Raw genomic sequence first — 14,567 nt, 5'->3', positions numbered from 1 at the left:
TTTTATTCTTGTCTGGACACAATCCTCGCCGTGGGGCACAAATAGCAGAAGCGAATTCTGGTTATTCAATCTATTTGGTTTGGTTATAGTCATGCGCACGGATCTGAACCTGCTACGCGTTTTATTGGCCATTCATGACTGCGGCAACGTCACCGCCGCTGCCAAGCGACTGGGCATGAGCCAGCCCGCCGCCAGCGCCGCGTTATCGCGCTTGCGTCACTCCCTTGGCGATGCGTTGTTCGTGCGCAGCGGCACCGCGATGGAGCCCACGCCACGGGCGCGCAGCATCGTCGAACGCACCCGCGAAGTGATCGCCACCATCGACCAGGAGATCCTGCCCAGCCCCACCTTCGACCCCGCTGAAAGCCGCGAGACCTTTACGTTCTGCCTCAGTGAAATCGGCGAAGTGGTGTTCCTCCCCGCCCTCTTCGACCGCCTGCGCAGCGCCGCGCCCAACGCCAAGATCCAATGCCTGAGCCTGGGCCCCAAGGACCTGCACGAAGCCCTGCGCGAAGGCCGGGTGGACTCGGCCCTGGGTTACTTCCCCGACCTTGACGCGCCGAACATCTACCAGCAACGCCTGTTCGACCACGACCTGGTCTGCCTTATCGGCCGCCACCACCGCATCACCGCCGCGCAACTGACCATGGACGACTTCTGCAACCTGGAACACCTGCAAGTGCGCGACGGCAGCCGCAGCCAGGAAATGTACGAAAGCTACCTGGCCGAGCAAGGTATCCAGCGCAAGATCGTGGTGCAGATGTCCCACTACATGAGCATGTCCGCCATCATCGAACGCTCCGACCTCGTCGCCGTCCTGCCCCGCGCCGTGGCGCACATCTACGAAAAGCACTCCGCCGTGCGCATGATCGAAGCCCCGGTGGAAATCCCGCCGTACAGCCTGAAACACCACTGGCATGCGCGGAACCAGAAGGATCCACGGCATTTGTGGTTGAGGAGGGAGGTGTTGGAGATATTTGGGGGGGAATGATGTCTTCAGGTTGTAGTGAGCGGGCTTGTCGAATCGTCGCACCGCCCACGCTGGGGCGCGCAGCGGCCCCAATAAAACCACCGCGTTATTTCAGGAAAAATGTGGCGCCTGGTCTTGGGGCGGCTTCGCCACCCGGCGCAGGACAAGCCTGCTCACTACAAGGATGGGTGCATCGCCGAACACACTGGCCTACACCGTTACCTCTTTCTCCAGCACCAACGTGATCCCCGTCTTGCCATACGTTTTCGACCATCCATTCATCGCCTTGAAGTCCGCAAAGTCCGCCCCATCGTTCGGGTCCATGTACCCGCCTCCCGGCCGTTCCATCACGTAGTGCAAACCCACCAGAAAAGTGGTGACCACAATCAGCGCTCGCCGGTTGGCCGCCAGTGCCGGGGGCGCGCCGTGGATCACCGGGAACCCCGCTCGAATGCACTGTTCCTCGCACTGCGGGTAGAGCACCGATAACGCGCTGGCGATAAAGCCATCCATATAGATGGTCACGTTCAGCCCCATGGAGCGTGCTGCCAGGGCCACGTTGTGCGGGTAGGAATACCCGGCCTTGGTCGGGTCGAACGGCTTGACCACCCCGCCGGTGGTCGCCCCGGAAGTGAGCTTGTACAACTCGACTTCACACATGCTGGTGCGTAGCGCGTCGGTGGGCGATAGCCCATTGGGCAAATTACCTTCCAGTTCCACGGCGGCACACATCAGGGACGCCGCCCCGCAGGAAAAATCGAAAGCCTGTTTCTTTTTTGCAGCCGGCATACGCAGTGCTCCGCAGGTGTGATGCCGGCTTAACAGTTCAGGACCGAGGTTTATTCCCGGTCGTGTCGATAAACTTTTCTTTGGTTTTGGCCTGTCCCCTCAAGTACAACGCCTCCACCAGCGCCTTGCGCTCATCCAGCGGCAGGGTCCCGGCAAACTGCGCCAGCGTGCCATCCACCAATGCCCTGAGCGCCGCATCGGCCTCTCGCGCCTTGGCCAGTTCCGTCACCAGCACATCACGGTCGAGCGTCGGCGCCTCGAGCTGCCGGATCACCCCCATGCGTGCCTCGCGCCCCGCCATTACAAGAGGCTGGCTGGCGGCGCTGTCATGGCGCAACAACTGGCGCAGTTCCCGGCGCCGCTCCGGCGGCAGCTTGAACATGGCCTGGCGCAAGCCGTGCTGGTTGACTACCGCTTCGGCGGGCCTGGCGCTGGTCATCCAGTGATAAAGGCCGCCGCCCACCCCACCGATCAGAAATACGTTGAGCACGACCGACAGGAGCAGCCACGGCTTGAGAGACGTTGGGGTCATTGCTCGGTTTCCTCGGCGTTGACGGTGAAGACGACTTCCGCGTCGCCCTGATCGAAGACGCTGGGCAGCACTTCGGATGACAACATAGGCAGTGGCACACTCAAGGACGCCACCAGCATGCCGGTGACGACGCCGGCAATGCCCACCCCCACCAGGCCGGCGGGCGACAGCCAGCTGGCGTAACGCGACCAGAACGAGGTGCGCGTGGGGGCGGACAAGCGGATCTGACGCACCAGCGCCGGGTCGACCGCCATCTGTTGATGACTGTTCAATTGGTTGTCGAGCCAGCGTGCCTGTGCCAGCGCATCCAGCGCCTGCGCGTTGCCGCTGTCGAGCAGCGCCCGGGCCTGGGCCTGTTCGGTGGCGGGCCAACGGTGCAGGTCGGCGCCATAAGCGTCGGCCAGGTAAACAAAGCGTTCAGGCCTCATGATTTTCCCCTTCCTGGGCGGGCAAGCCCGGGTGTGTCGGCAAGTTGGCTGCGCAACTGGCGTCGGGCCCGCGACAGCAGGCTCTCCAGTGCCTCGACGCTGATATTCATCAGGGCCGCGGCGTCGATGTTCGACAGCTCCTGGTAATACTGCAGCACAATCGCTTCGCGCTGACGCTCGGGCAAGGTCGCCAATGCGGCGGCCATGCGTGCGCTGCGATCGGCCGCTTCCAGCTGTTCATCCGGCGACGGCGTCGTATCCACCGGTTCGACGATGTGCTCATCGTCCAGCGGACGCTCCCGGCGTCGGCGTAAACGATCGTGACACAGGTTGAGCGCGACCCGATGCAGCCAGGTGTCGAAACGCGCTTCACCCGGGCGCCAGCTTGCCGCCTGGCGCCAGATGCGCAGGAAACTTTCCTGGGCCACATCCCTGGCCTCGTCGGCATCGCCGAGCAGCCTGCCGGCCAACGCCAACAGGCGCGGCAGCTTGCGCGTCACCATTTCGTTGACGGCCGCGGGCTCGTTGTTGCCGATACGGGCCAGCAGCTCAACGTCCGGATCAGTGTCTTTCAATCAGGTAGTACTCGGTCCGGGGGCTAAGTCTCAAGGTTCAGCGGATCCAGTGCCCTTCACGCCAGTACCAGTTGGGCCCGTGGGACTCCCAATGGCCCGGTTCCCAGCGCGCATTGCGCATCACCGGCTGCCAGTGGCCGGGGACCCAGCCGTAGCCGCCACCCTCCCAGCGCCAGTGACCACGGTCCCAGGCATAGCCTGGGCGTTCGGCGGGGATCACTTCCACCCGCTCCACCGGCGGTGCCTGGCGAATGATCACTTCGGTCTGGGCAAAGGTCGGGGTGCTGACCAACGCAGCGAAAGCCAAGGGAACAAGCAACGCATGGCGCAAGATCGTCAGGGGGCTCATGGCAACTCCTTCATGCAGCGGGCGAAAGTGCTCGTTGCTGATGGGTTGAACGGCGGGTGCAGAAAAATCCGTCGCGGGCCACGCGGTTTTTTTCGGGGCAGTGGTCGCAGGCAGTATTGCGCAGGGGATGGCGGGACTTGATGAAATCTTTGAAAGCTCGCGACGGATTACGGCGAGTCACGGCGTTGAAGGATTAACGCTGTACCCACCAAGAGGAAATGCCATGCACCGTCGTCTTTACATGCTTGTTGCCGCTGTGTTGATCGTCAGCCTCAGCGGCTGCGTGATCCTGCCGGAACATCGGCACTGCTGCTGGCGTTATTACGGGGCCGCCGATACGCCCGTCAGCACCGTCAACGGTTAACCGACCGCCGCAAACCCGCGCCGCCCGGCCTTGATTTCGGTGCGCAACTCACCGATCAGGTTCGAGATGGAACGGATGCTGTCCAGGCCTTCGGGCGAGACGCGGGTGAGCAGCAGCTCGACGCGTCCGCTCTGTGGCTCGAAGATGCTGATGCGCAGGGAGCCGTCGCTGTTCAAGGTGCAGTCGCACGCAAGCGGCAGGAAGCCCGACGCCATGATGCGATTGAATTCGACGATGGAGATCATGATCGACACCCTGCCCTGGGCCTCACCCGGTCGTTGTGATGCAAACAGAGTAGATGAGGTTTTACGGCGTACGGAATGATTACTTCAAAAGTGTTATACACGCCTCATTTTGCTGCGAAAACGCCGGCTCGCTGGCGTCAGAAAACCCGCATCACGACCTCTCGTCTGCTGCCCTTCGGGGTGCTTGACTCCGGGCGCCGATCACCAGACGCTCTTGGCTTTTCGCCATCACCTGAGCAGCCTCCATGAGCATCGATCCCCCGAGCCCGCCCGACAGTGACGTGTACAAAACGCTGCTGGAATCGACCAAGGCCATCCCCTGGCGCATCGACTGGGCAACCATGACCTTCAGCTATATCGGCCCGCAGATCGAAACGTTGCTGGGCTGGACCCCGCAGAGCTGGGTCAGCGTGGATGACTGGGTGGAGCGCATGCACCCGGATGACCGTGAATACGTGGTGAACTTCTGTGTGTCGCAATCCCGCGCCGGGGTGGACCACGAGGCCGATTACCGGGCGCTGACGGTGAACGGCGACTACGTGTGGATCCGCGATGTGGTGCACGTGGTGCGCAAGGACGGCGAAGTCGAAGCGCTGATCGGCTTCATGTTCGATATCAGCGAGCGCAAGAAGACCGAGGAACACCTGATCCGTCTGCAAAAACAGCTGGAGGAATATTCGTTCCAGGACGGTCTCACCGGCATCGCCAACCGACGCATGTTCGACACCGTGCTGGAGCGCGAATGGGCCAGTGCCCAACGCAGCCAGTTGCCGTTGTCCCTGCTGATCCTGGATATCGATTACTTCAAGCAGTACAACGACCACTACGGGCATATCAAGGGCGACGAATGCCTGCGCCAGGTAGCACGCACCCTATCGCTGGCGGCCAACCGTCCCCGGGATTTCATTGCGCGTATCGGTGGCGAAGAGTTTGTGTGGCTGTTGCCGGAAACCGATGCCGCCTCGGCCAGGCAAGTGGCACAGCGTTGCCTGCACCTGATTTGCCAGCAGCAGATCGAACATGGTTTTTCACCGGTGTCGAACCTGCTGACCTTGAGCCTGGGCGTGGGCACCCGCCTGGTCGAACCGGGCAGCGAGATGCTGGCGTTCGTCGAAGACGTCGACAAATTGCTGTATCAGGCCAAACGCAACGGGCGCATGCGTGCCGAGTTCGATGACGCACAAGCGTGATGCGCAACTAAATGACGGGCAAAAAAAATCCCAAGTAGCTGATGGACACTTGGGATTTAAAAATGCATAAACCGTGGGAGGTGAACGCCCGGCTATAGTAGCGATTGTAAAAACATGTAACAAGACTATTTCAATCCTTTCGTCGGATTAAAAGCGCTGTAAGTCATTCAATAACCACACCTTTTTTAAGGAAGCGAAGTGTATGGGTGCCACTTTTTGGTGCAACTAAGCCGATACTTCCCGCGTATATTCCATCTATAAAAAGGGGTTATTCATTAGGGCCTAAAGTGGCGTCGCACTTTTGGCGGCATGTCCGCCCATGTGTTCGCAGGCGTCCCGCACTTCAAGGCCACTGGGGTGAACCGAGCGCGCGACACTTTCTATCTGCCTGCACAACGCCAGGCGTTCATTGAGCTGTTCGCGCTCACGGTCCACCTGGGCGTTGAGCTGCACGAAATACAGGCCCAGCAGCACCGCGACGCAGAGCACCCCGCCCACGAAGTAGCGCAAGCTATTGGAAGAAGGCGATTCTGGCGCGCTCATGGGGTTACGACGCCTTGCTCTTCTCAAGGTACACGTCGTCGACAGCATCCTGTGCCGACGCGCGAATCGGGGTTTGCATACAGGTCTCCCGGGTGAAGGGCGCAATTGTATGCAAATAGAAACATAGTGATTGTCGTGGATTTGTAAAACAGCAGGCTACAAAGGCTCTCCATGCTGCCGGCGCCGAAACTGTCCCGGTGCCAGGCCGTGGGCCTTGCGGAAACAACGGGAAAAATACGCCTCATCGGTAAAACCACAACGGTGCGCAATGGCGCCGATCATCTGCGGGCTGTTGAGTAGCAGCGTTCGCGCCAATTGCAGGCGGCGGTCGAGTACCAGTTGGGAAAAGGGCTTGCCGGTTTCCTTGCGCAAAAGATGGGTGAGGTAGTTGGGCGACAGAAATGCCGCAGCGGCCGTGTCCGTTAGGTTGAGACTGGGCTCATGTAAATGTTCGCGGATGTAGCCCTGCACCCGCGCCAGGGCGTCCTTGCGCCCACGACGGGTCGCGTTGTTGGCCGCGAAGGCCTGCAGAGATTCGGCGTACTGCTCGCAGACCAGGCCGATCAACTGGAACAGGTAGCCCTTCAGGCGTTCCCGCGCGCCGAAGGTGCGGTGGGCATCCAGCGCGCGCATATGGGCAAGCCAGGTCTGCACGTCGTCGAAGGCCGCATCGTCGAGGATGAAGTCCAGTTGCTCCTGAAAACGAAACGGCGACAGCTCCGGCGCCTGGCCGATGGGGATGTCTTCCAGGTCCAGAGGATCGCAGGTCAATTGCGGCAGGAAAAACGCCTGGCTGAAGTTGATCAGCATGAATTCGCCGTCCTCGGGGTGGGGAATCACATGCAGGCGATGGGGCAGGATGAACGCCAGGGCCTTTCGTGGAAACGGCCGCACGGCGCCGCCGATGTGCTGCACGGTGTCGCCGCCGAGGTTGATCTGGATCTGGAAGTATTCATGGCGATGGGGACTGGTCAGCGCCGCCCGTCCGCGTTTGTCGCGGATATAGAAGTCGGGACGGTCGCTGCGTTGTTCCATGCCGTAGGTGGTGACGCGGGTGCCGGGCATAACGGTCTCTCGAATGGCCTGGGCACCACTGTAGCCTCAACCCTGGCCGAGGGTGAAACTCAACTCGCCGATGCCATCGATGCCAGCGCTGACCAGATCCCCCGGTTGCAGCGCACCGACCCCGGCCGGCGTGCCGGTGAAGATCAGGTCCCCGGCCTTGAGCGCGACGGACCGGGAGGCATGGCTGATCACTTCGCTGACCGACCAGATCTGGTCAGCCAGGTCACCGACCTGGCGCTGTTCACCGTTGACCTTGAGCCAGATTTTGCCGCTGGACGGGTGCCCGACGGCACTCACCGGCTGCAACGCGGTGCTGGGCGCAGACTCATCGAACGCTTTGGCCCATTCCCACGGACGTGAGAGTTTTTTCGCCTGGGCCTGCAGGTCACGGCGGGTCAGATCGATGCCGACGCCATAGCCCCAGATGTGGGAAAACGCCTGCTCGGGGCTGATATCCACCCCGCCCTTGCCGATGGCCACTACCAGTTCCACTTCATGGTGCAGGTCGCCGGTCAATGGCGGGTAGGCAATCACGCCCTCGGCGGGCACCACGGCATCCGCCGGTTTCATGAAAAAGAATGGCGGCTCGCGGTCCGGGTCATGTCCCATTTCCCGTGCGTGCTCGCTGTAGTTGCGGCCCACGCAAAATATGCGGCGCAACGGGAAGCGCGCGTCGGTACCCTGAATCGCCAGGGACGGCGTATGCGGGGGCGTGAATACGTAATCAGTCATGGCCTGTGCCTCTTCGTTTACCTGGCGCCAGTATGGCGAGGGGCACAGGTGCGAAGTTGGACAGGCTTACGCAGATTTTGCACTGGCCGGTGCTTGGCGACGCAATGAATGCCTGTTCAAAGCGAACGCTTAGGGTGTTTTCCGGAAGAATGCTGGTCCGCCGCTGTTGCGTTGAGCCCGCCGGACGCTCATTTGCGCGCCACTTTGTAGCGCACACAGTCCTGATAGAAGCCCTGGCGAATGGCTTCGGGCTTGAGGCGTGAACGGCTGTCGTAGGTCTGCTCGGTGATGCCCATGGCCATCATGCGCATCCAGGGTTTGCTGAACTTGAGGGTCTGGATCTTCTGCCGTGCCGCATACAGTGACACACCGGACAGCTTGAGCTCCTGGGCCCTGGCGGCCGTGCCGGCGCCCCAACTGCACATGTACTTGTCACCGTCGCGCAGTTCCCGGGCCTGCACGGCAGCGGCGCCGCCGGCCAGGGAACAGGCGATCAACATGATTCCAACAGAGCGCATTCGATTCCCCACCTAACCACCTGAAAATAAAAGTGATTCTGGCGAGGATTTTGTTACAAAGGGGCCATTAAATTGCCTTCCTCACTGCACAACTGTCCCGGCCCCATGAAGGGCCTATCGCGCGGCAATCACCTTCAGGTTGCAGTACGACTTCAACCCTTCAACCCCGAACTCCACTCCAAAACCCGACTCCTTGTGCCCACCGAATGGCACATCAGGGGCCAGTGCCGCGTGCTGGTTGACCCACACCGTGCCCGCGTTCAGTCGACTGGCAACCTGGGCGAGTTGTTCGCGGTCGCTGCCCCACACCGAAGCCCCCAAGCCATAAGGGGTGTCGTTGGCGCGGGCGATCACGTCGTCCAGGTCGCTGTATTTCATGATCGGCCGAATCGGGCCGAACACTTCTTCCCGGACAAACGGTGCATCGTCGGAAGGATTGTCGAGCAGGGTCACCGGGAAAAAATAACCGGCATGGGGTGCTTCACCCTGATACAGCACCTTCGTACCGCTGGCCTGGATTTGCGCCCAGGTGGCACGGATCTTTTCGTACTGCATTTTGTTCTGGATCGGACCCAGCCCCGAGTCCAGCAAGAAGCCATCCCCGGTTTTGACATGGGCCGCATAGGCCACCAGTGCCTCGGCCACTTCGGCGTAGATGGACTCGTGCACATACAGGCGCTTGAGGCAGATGCAGGCGTGGCCGTTGAGCTTGAACATGCTCCAGAACAAGGACTCGGCAATCTTCTGCGGGTCGGCGTCGGCCAGCACGATCGCCGGGTCGTTGCCGCCCAGTTCCAGGGTCACACGCTTGAGCTTGCCGGACACCGAGTTCATCACCCGCTTGCCGGTCTGGCTCGATCCGGTAAAGCTCACTTTGTCGAAGCCTGGATGCGCAGTCATCAACGGCCCCAGCGCATCGCCGCCGGTGATCACGTTGAGCACGCCGGCAGGCAGCAGATCCGCGGCATAACCGGCGATCCGCAGGACCGTCAACGGCGCGTAGGGCGAGGGTTTGAGTACCACGGTATTGCCGGTGACCAAAGCCGCGAGGATTTTCATCATCGCCAGCAGCGCAGGAACGTTCCACGGGCAAATCGCGCACACGACACCCAGCGGCGTGTAGTGCTGGGTCACCTGCCCCATGATCGGCGAGTCATAGGACTCGACAGGTAATTCAAGGTTGACCAGGGACGGGCCGAAGGCATCCGCCAAGCCGGACAGTTCCCAGGTCGATGTCGCCAGGGGCCGGCCATTCTCGGCGGTGAGCAATGCGGTCAGCTCGGGTTCATGGGCTTTTATCCGCGCAATGAACTCGAGCAGCAGTGCACGCCGCTCGGCAACGGGTGTCGCGGCCCAGGCCGGGAACGCTTGGCGGGCGGCGGCCACGGCCTGATTCAAAGCATCTTCACCGGCGTCCGGAATCGAGGCGATCACCTCCCCCGTGGCCGGATTCACCACCTCCAGTGTGTTGTCGGCGGTGGTCTGGCGCCCATTGATCACGTTGAAAAAGCCGCCTTCCAGGTTGGCTTGCTTCAGTAGGGCTTCACGTGTCTGTTGTGGACTCGCGAACGGAGTAGATGGCGTGCTCATAGTGAGTTCCCTGTTCCTTTCTGGCGAATTGAGCGGTCAGAGACCGGTGGTTACTCACGTAACGCACGCACAGGGAACGCTTGGGCACGGCCATTTATTCCGTTTTTACCTCACCACTGATAAGTCGCGCTCGCCTGCACGGTGCGCTGCGAGCCGTACCAGCACCACGAATAGGAATAGCAGGACGCGACGTACTCTTTATTCGCCAGGTTGCTGGCGTTCAGCGCCAGACGCAGGTTGTCCTTGAGGCTGGCGATGTTCGGGATGTCGTAGTGCACCGCCGCATCGAACAGGGTGTAGCCCGGCACCTTCAAGGTGTTGGCGGTGTCGCCCCAGGACGACCCCACATACCGCGCCCCCGCACCTACACCAAAGCCTTTGAGGTGGCCATCGTGGAAGGTGTAGTCAGCCCAGGCCGACGCGGTATGCCGCGGCACACCGTAGCTGGTGGTGCCCTTGAGGGGAATCGCCGGGCCTGTGCCGACATCGCTGATCGGCGCGTATTGCGTGGTGCTGTTGGACTTGCTGGTGCGGTTATCCAGATAAGCGTAGGCCGCAGTGATATCGAGGTTGTCGTTCAGGCTGGCCTTGCCTTCCAGCTCGAAACCCCGGGATTGCTGCTCGCCGTCCTGCACGCTGCAACGGCCGTTGCCACACAGGTGGGTGGGATCCGGGTCCAGGGTCGGTACGTTGGTCTGGCGCAGGTCGAAGATCGCCGCCGTGATAAAGCTGTTGCTGCCCGGCGGTTGATACTTGATGCCGATTTCATACTGCTTGCCTTCGGTCGGCTTGAACACCGAACCGCCGTAACCGGTGCCCGACTGCGGGTTGAAGGACTCTGCATAGCTGGCATACGGCGCCAGGCCATTATCGAACAGATAGACCAGGCCCACGCGGCCGGTAAAGGCCTTGCTGTCCAGCGACGACTTGCTCTTGGCACCGCTGCTGAGGGTCTTGGTGGTGCTGTCGGTGCTGGCCCAGTCATAACGACCGCCGAGCAGCAGCACCCACTTGTCCCACTTCATCTGCTCTTGCAGATAAACACCGGTCTGCTCGCTGCGCGAGGTGGCATCGGTGCTGAAGGCCGGAGTCGCCACGGGTGCACCGTAGACCGGATCGAAGATGTCCAGGGTCGGCCCGCGACCATAACCGGCTTTGGTGTCGGTGCTGGTGTTCTGGTAGTCGAGGCCGGCCAACAAGGTGTGCTGCAAAGGGCCGGTGTCGAATTTGGCCTGCACCTGGTTGTCGAGGGTGTAGGCGTCCATATCGACATCGGTAGCGATGGTCGACCGGTTGGAGGTGCGGTAGTCGGCCTGCAGGTTGCTGTTGTAGATACTGCGGTAAACGCCTTCGGCACGCAGGTAACGCGCGTTCTGGCGCACCGTCCACACATCGTTGAAGTGATGCTCGAAGGCATAGCCCAGGGAGTAATGTTCGCGATCACTCTTCTCGAAATGCTTCTCGCCGTCATAGAAGTCCACATCGATGCTGCGCCCGGTCGGGCTGTGCAGCACCGAACCCCAGGCCGGCACCGACCCGTAGGACGCGCCTTTGGGGTCCTTCTGGAAGTGCCCGAGCAGGGTCAGCGAGGTGGCGTCGTCAGGGCGCCAGGTGAAGGCGCTGGACAACGACTGGCGACGGGTCTCGGTGTGTTCGACCTGGCCGTCAGCGTCATCGAAAAGGCCCGCCACGCGGTAGGAATAAACCCCTTGGTCGTCAATCGGGCCGCTCAAATCGAAGGTGGTGCGCTTCTTGTCGAAGGTGCCGTATTCCACGCCCACTTCGTGGAAAGGCGTGTCCAGCGGGCGCTTGGTGACCATGTTGATCACCCCGCTCGGGGTGCCCTGCCCGTACAGCACCGAAGCCGGGCCGCGCAGCACTTCGACACGCTCCAGGTCGAAGGCATCCTTTTGTGGCAGGGCGTCACGGCTCGATGGCACGCGCAGGCCGTCGAGGTAGGTGGCCGGCGCAAAGCCACGGATGGTCAACTGGTCCAGGCGCGAGGCGGTGGCGCCACGGGTCTCAGGCACCACGGCGGCGCTGTAGCGCAGGATCTGGTTGAGACTCTCGGCGTTTTGCGCCCGCATCTGGTCCTTGGTCACGATCGAAATCGACTGCGGCGTTTCGACCAGTGCGGTGTCGGTCTTGGTGCCCGACAGACTGCGGGTGGCCACATAACCTGCTACCGGCCCGGTGGGGCTCTCGCTCTGGTAGGCACCGCTGATGGTGGTGGTCTGCAACTCCATGGCGCCGCCGTTATCCGGTACAGGCTCCAAACGGTAGCGATCGGTGGAGATTTTCAACGCCTGCAAGCCGCTGCCGGCGAGCAACTGGTTCAGTGCCACCTCGGTGTCGTATTGCCCGCTCAAACCCGTGCTGCGTTTACCCCGGGTCAGGCTTGCATCGAACGCCAGCACCAGCCCCGCCTGCTCGGCCAGGCTATTGAGCGCCTGGCTCAAGTCACCGGCGGGAATCGAAAACCGGCGCACGGCGCTGCTGCTTTCTTCAGCCAAGGCAAACGAGACATTCAGCAACGGCACGGCGGCAAAAGCCATCGCCACCGACAGGGCCAGTGGGTGCAAGGGACGAGCAAGGCGCGACATGGGAAATCCTGCGTAATAGAGGTTCTATTAACCATGACGGCCATCTCGAAAAATCGGGCAAGGATGAGAGCGATTTTTATTTGGGTAGTTGCGCAGCAATCAGCCTGATCGCTTTTCGATGTAGTTTCCGGGGGTAGTTTTTCGCGGTTTTTTCCCGCCGCTGGACAGTCATTTCTGATTTTTTCAGCCGTTCATCCAGCCGCTTTTGGCTGCGGCAGACTCCGACGCCTTGCCCCTGTCGAGACGTCACGGATGACCCACGCTGCCCGTATTACCCATATCGAACATGAACTCGATGGTTTTCATCAGAGCCTGGAGATTTATCGCCAGCAGATGAACGCCTTGTATGCCCATGCGCTGGATTCGGCGAGCCACGCGCTGGACCTGCCCTCTTTGCTGGGGATGGATCGAGTGTTGCGGGTGGGCGATTCGCAGCGCTCGGTGAGCATGACCGACGCTGACTTTTCAACCGTGGCCCGTTGCCCGGCGGGCGGCGAATTGAAGATCGAAAGCCTGTTCGAATCGGTGCATGACGTGCCGATTGGCAATATCCCGGTTGAGGTCATCGGGCTGGATGACGGCAGTTCCACCGTGATCATGCTGGACGAACACGGCAAGGGCTCGCACTACTGCGCGGCGGGCGGGCGTTACCAGGTGCGGGTGCAAGACGGCGTTTCGGCGCAACAGGTCGACGCGTTGTTTTCTTCCTATGCCGGCCTGACGACAGACCTGGAGCAGTGGCTGCGGTCACAGTGGTCCGGCTTCAAACCGCACTGGGAACAGTCCACCGCCAGTGCGATTGGCAGCGGTGTTTTGGCAGGCAGTTGGGCAGCGATTCGCGATGCGTGGGACAGCATCACGCTGGTGCAGGCGATGCTTGCGGACCCGCTGAAATACATCGAGCAATTGGGTGAGCAGGCGGCCCAATTGGCGCAGGTCGCCACCGATACGCCCAAGGTGATGGAACAGGCGATGTTGCTGGCCAGCGACGAGGCCGCGCTGTTCCTGCTGCTGCGCACCGCGATGATCTGGCTCGACGCATTGCCGCCCGGCCAGGTGGCCGAAAAGGCGGCGGGTTTTGTCGTTTCGTTGCTGATCGACCTGGTGATTGGCGCGGTGTTGACCCTCGCCTTGCCGGCGGCGGGCGTGGCGTACTTGGGCCTGCGGTTGGCCAGGTATGGCGCCCAGCTGCTTAAGGCGGCAGTGGGTTTTATCCAGAACGTTCTGGCGATTCTGACGACGTTCATGCAGGCGGTGGATCGCTACAAGGCAGTGGCGGTGCGCGGCGTGGTCGGCGGGTTGAAGCAAGGCAGGATGCAGATGCGCTGGAAGGCGCGGCAGAACGCGGTGCTCAAACAGACAGAGCACGTGGACGATGCGCCTGCTGTGGGAAAAAATCCGGCAGGTGACGCGGCGGCGCCTTCGGACAAGACCATTAAAGATGGCTGCCCGGTGTCGATGGTCACCGGGGAAGAGCTGCTCACCCTGACCGACGGTGCGCTGGACGGCGTATTGCCCTTCGAATGGACACGGCTGTATCGCACCAGTGCCGTGGAAATGGATGTCGGACTGGGGTTTGGCTGGAGCCATGCGCTCGCCCATCGGCTATCGGTGTCGGGCGATTCGGTGGTGTGGACCGATCATGAGCATCGTCTTACCGAGTTTCCACTGCCCTCCTCCTCTCGACCGGCGATTACCAACAGCCTGGCCGAGGCCGCGATTTATCTCGGGGATTTGCCCGATGAGTTGGTGCTGGCGCAAGACTCACGTTTCTACCATTTCGTTAATGGTGCGCTGACAGCGATCAGCGATGCGTATGACAACCGGCTGCGGGTTTTCCGCGATGGGCTGGGGCGTATTCAGCGGTTGGACAATGCTGTCGGGCGCTCGCTGTTTTTGCGTTATGCGTCGGGGCGCATCGTGGCGGTGGACTACCAGGTTCAACGGGCCGAGGGGGCGGGGGAATTTGTCTGGGTTACCGAGTACACCGTCGTTTCCTACGCTTATGACGCCGCTGGACGACTGATCTCGGCGACCAACGCCGTCGGCGAAAGCGAGGTTTATCGCTACGACG

General features: G+C 61.5%; 16 protein-coding genes. 4 read left to right on the top strand and 12 right to left on the bottom strand.

All coding sequences use genetic code 11. The annotated features are described in order from the left end of the window. Nucleotides 1–91: 91 nt before the first annotated feature. A complete protein-coding gene (locus tag ACW9IB_RS17850) occupies nucleotides 92–991 on the top strand; it encodes a LysR family transcriptional regulator (protein WP_457414728.1) in 900 nt (299 codons plus the stop codon). Nucleotides 992–1,180: 189 nt separating this feature from the next. On the opposite strand, the gene ACW9IB_RS17845 is transcribed toward ACW9IB_RS17850, so the two are convergent. The 5 genes from ACW9IB_RS17845 to ACW9IB_RS17825 are packed head-to-tail and all read right to left on the bottom strand — an operon-like array spanning nucleotide 1,181 to nucleotide 3,643. Next, nucleotides 1,181–1,759, bottom strand: coding sequence for a hypothetical protein (locus tag ACW9IB_RS17845; RefSeq protein ID WP_457367850.1), 579 nt, complete (start codon nucleotides 1,757–1,759; stop codon nucleotides 1,181–1,183). Between the two features lie 37 nt (nucleotides 1,760–1,796). Beyond that, nucleotides 1,797–2,291, bottom strand: a complete 495-nt coding sequence (locus ACW9IB_RS17840; RefSeq protein WP_457414727.1) for a periplasmic heavy metal sensor — start codon at nucleotides 2,289–2,291, stop codon at nucleotides 1,797–1,799. After that, a complete protein-coding gene (locus ACW9IB_RS17835; protein WP_457367852.1) occupies nucleotides 2,288–2,719 on the bottom strand; it encodes a hypothetical protein in 432 nt (143 codons plus the stop codon). Before ACW9IB_RS17835 ends, ACW9IB_RS17840 begins: the two co-directional genes overlap by 4 nt. Further along, nucleotides 2,716–3,294 carry an RNA polymerase sigma factor gene (locus tag ACW9IB_RS17830; RefSeq protein ID WP_457414725.1) on the bottom strand — a complete coding sequence of 193 codons (579 nt, stop codon included), beginning with the start codon at nucleotides 3,292–3,294 and terminating at the stop codon, nucleotides 2,716–2,718. Before ACW9IB_RS17830 ends, ACW9IB_RS17835 begins: the two co-directional genes overlap by 4 nt. A gap of 37 nt (nucleotides 3,295–3,331) precedes the next feature. Further along, the gene (locus ACW9IB_RS17825) at nucleotides 3,332–3,643 is read right to left on the bottom strand and encodes a YXWGXW repeat-containing protein (protein ID WP_457367854.1); all 312 of its coding nucleotides are present in this window, start codon (nucleotides 3,641–3,643) and stop codon (nucleotides 3,332–3,334) included. Between the two features lie 223 nt (nucleotides 3,644–3,866). Here ACW9IB_RS17825 and ACW9IB_RS17820 point away from each other — a divergent pair, with 223 nt between their 5' ends. After that, nucleotides 3,867–4,007 (top strand): hypothetical protein, encoded by a 141-nt coding sequence (locus tag ACW9IB_RS17820; protein ID WP_457414723.1) that lies wholly within the window; start codon nucleotides 3,867–3,869, stop codon nucleotides 4,005–4,007. On the opposite strand, the gene ACW9IB_RS17815 is transcribed toward ACW9IB_RS17820, so the two are convergent. After that, a complete protein-coding gene (locus ACW9IB_RS17815) occupies nucleotides 4,004–4,252 on the bottom strand; it encodes a DUF1652 domain-containing protein (protein WP_457367856.1) in 249 nt (82 codons plus the stop codon). The genes ACW9IB_RS17820 and ACW9IB_RS17815 overlap by 4 nt on opposite strands. 245 nt (nucleotides 4,253–4,497) lie before the next feature. Between ACW9IB_RS17815 and ACW9IB_RS17810 the strand changes: the two genes are divergently transcribed. After that, nucleotides 4,498–5,442, top strand: coding sequence for a sensor domain-containing diguanylate cyclase (locus tag ACW9IB_RS17810; RefSeq protein ID WP_457367857.1), 945 nt, complete (start codon nucleotides 4,498–4,500; stop codon nucleotides 5,440–5,442). A 282-nt stretch (nucleotides 5,443–5,724) separates the two neighbouring features. On the opposite strand, the gene ACW9IB_RS17805 is transcribed toward ACW9IB_RS17810, so the two are convergent. The 6 genes from ACW9IB_RS17805 to ACW9IB_RS17780 form a co-directional block, all read right to left on the bottom strand. Continuing rightward, on the bottom strand, nucleotides 5,725–5,985 hold the full coding sequence (locus ACW9IB_RS17805; RefSeq protein WP_457414721.1) for a hypothetical protein: 261 nt from the start codon (nucleotides 5,983–5,985) through the stop codon (nucleotides 5,725–5,727). Nucleotides 5,986–6,141: 156 nt separating this feature from the next. Beyond that, a complete protein-coding gene (locus ACW9IB_RS17800) occupies nucleotides 6,142–7,050 on the bottom strand; it encodes a helix-turn-helix transcriptional regulator (RefSeq protein WP_457414720.1) in 909 nt (302 codons plus the stop codon). A gap of 36 nt (nucleotides 7,051–7,086) precedes the next feature. Continuing rightward, entirely contained in the window at nucleotides 7,087–7,782 is a 696-nt protein-coding gene (locus tag ACW9IB_RS17795) for a fumarylacetoacetate hydrolase family protein (RefSeq protein WP_457414718.1), read from the bottom strand. Between the two features lie 188 nt (nucleotides 7,783–7,970). Next, nucleotides 7,971–8,300 carry a hypothetical protein gene (locus ACW9IB_RS17790; RefSeq protein WP_457367861.1) on the bottom strand — a complete coding sequence of 110 codons (330 nt, stop codon included), beginning with the start codon at nucleotides 8,298–8,300 and terminating at the stop codon, nucleotides 7,971–7,973. 114 nt (nucleotides 8,301–8,414) lie between these two features. Continuing rightward, nucleotides 8,415–9,890 (bottom strand): aldehyde dehydrogenase family protein, encoded by a 1,476-nt coding sequence (locus tag ACW9IB_RS17785; protein ID WP_457414717.1) that lies wholly within the window; start codon nucleotides 9,888–9,890, stop codon nucleotides 8,415–8,417. A 110-nt stretch (nucleotides 9,891–10,000) separates the two neighbouring features. Beyond that, the gene (locus ACW9IB_RS17780; protein WP_457414715.1) at nucleotides 10,001–12,493 is read right to left on the bottom strand and encodes a TonB-dependent siderophore receptor; all 2,493 of its coding nucleotides are present in this window, start codon (nucleotides 12,491–12,493) and stop codon (nucleotides 10,001–10,003) included. 252 nt (nucleotides 12,494–12,745) lie between these two features. Here ACW9IB_RS17780 and ACW9IB_RS17775 point away from each other — a divergent pair. After that, nucleotides 12,746–14,567 (top strand): DUF6531 domain-containing protein (locus ACW9IB_RS17775; RefSeq protein ID WP_457414714.1); only part of this gene is annotated, 1,822 nt, incomplete at its 3' end.

It is taken from the genome of Pseudomonas sp. SDO524_S393 (genome assembly GCF_054071875.1).
The sequence above is the reverse complement of the archived record's forward strand: the minus strand, read 5'-3'. Positions and strand labels throughout refer to the sequence as shown.

What these genes read in the sequence shown, in the direction of transcription:
- ACW9IB_RS17850 (WP_457414728.1), top strand. Translation starts at nt 92, where the DNA reads ATGCGCACGGATCTGAACCTGCTACGCGTTTTATTGGCCATTCATGAC.
- ACW9IB_RS17845 (WP_457367850.1), bottom strand. Translation starts at nt 1,759, where the DNA reads ATGCCGGCTGCAAAAAAGAAACAGGCTTTCGATTTTTCCTGCGGGGCG.
- ACW9IB_RS17840 (WP_457414727.1), bottom strand. Translation starts at nt 2,291, where the DNA reads ATGACCCCAACGTCTCTCAAGCCGTGGCTGCTCCTGTCGGTCGTGCTC.
- ACW9IB_RS17835 (WP_457367852.1), bottom strand. Translation starts at nt 2,719, where the DNA reads ATGAGGCCTGAACGCTTTGTTTACCTGGCCGACGCTTATGGCGCCGAC.
- ACW9IB_RS17825 (WP_457367854.1), bottom strand. Translation starts at nt 3,643, where the DNA reads ATGAGCCCCCTGACGATCTTGCGCCATGCGTTGCTTGTTCCCTTGGCT.
- ACW9IB_RS17820 (WP_457414723.1), top strand. Translation starts at nt 3,867, where the DNA reads ATGCACCGTCGTCTTTACATGCTTGTTGCCGCTGTGTTGATCGTCAGC.
- ACW9IB_RS17815 (WP_457367856.1), bottom strand. Translation starts at nt 4,252, where the DNA reads ATGATCTCCATCGTCGAATTCAATCGCATCATGGCGTCGGGCTTCCTG.
- ACW9IB_RS17810 (WP_457367857.1), top strand. Translation starts at nt 4,498, where the DNA reads ATGAGCATCGATCCCCCGAGCCCGCCCGACAGTGACGTGTACAAAACG.
- ACW9IB_RS17805 (WP_457414721.1), bottom strand. Translation starts at nt 5,985, where the DNA reads ATGAGCGCGCCAGAATCGCCTTCTTCCAATAGCTTGCGCTACTTCGTG.
- ACW9IB_RS17800 (WP_457414720.1), bottom strand. Translation starts at nt 7,050, where the DNA reads ATGCCCGGCACCCGCGTCACCACCTACGGCATGGAACAACGCAGCGAC.
- ACW9IB_RS17795 (WP_457414718.1), bottom strand. Translation starts at nt 7,782, where the DNA reads ATGACTGATTACGTATTCACGCCCCCGCATACGCCGTCCCTGGCGATT.
- ACW9IB_RS17790 (WP_457367861.1), bottom strand. Translation starts at nt 8,300, where the DNA reads ATGCGCTCTGTTGGAATCATGTTGATCGCCTGTTCCCTGGCCGGCGGC.
- ACW9IB_RS17785 (WP_457414717.1), bottom strand. Translation starts at nt 9,890, where the DNA reads ATGAGCACGCCATCTACTCCGTTCGCGAGTCCACAACAGACACGTGAA.
- ACW9IB_RS17780 (WP_457414715.1), bottom strand. Translation starts at nt 12,493, where the DNA reads ATGTCGCGCCTTGCTCGTCCCTTGCACCCACTGGCCCTGTCGGTGGCG.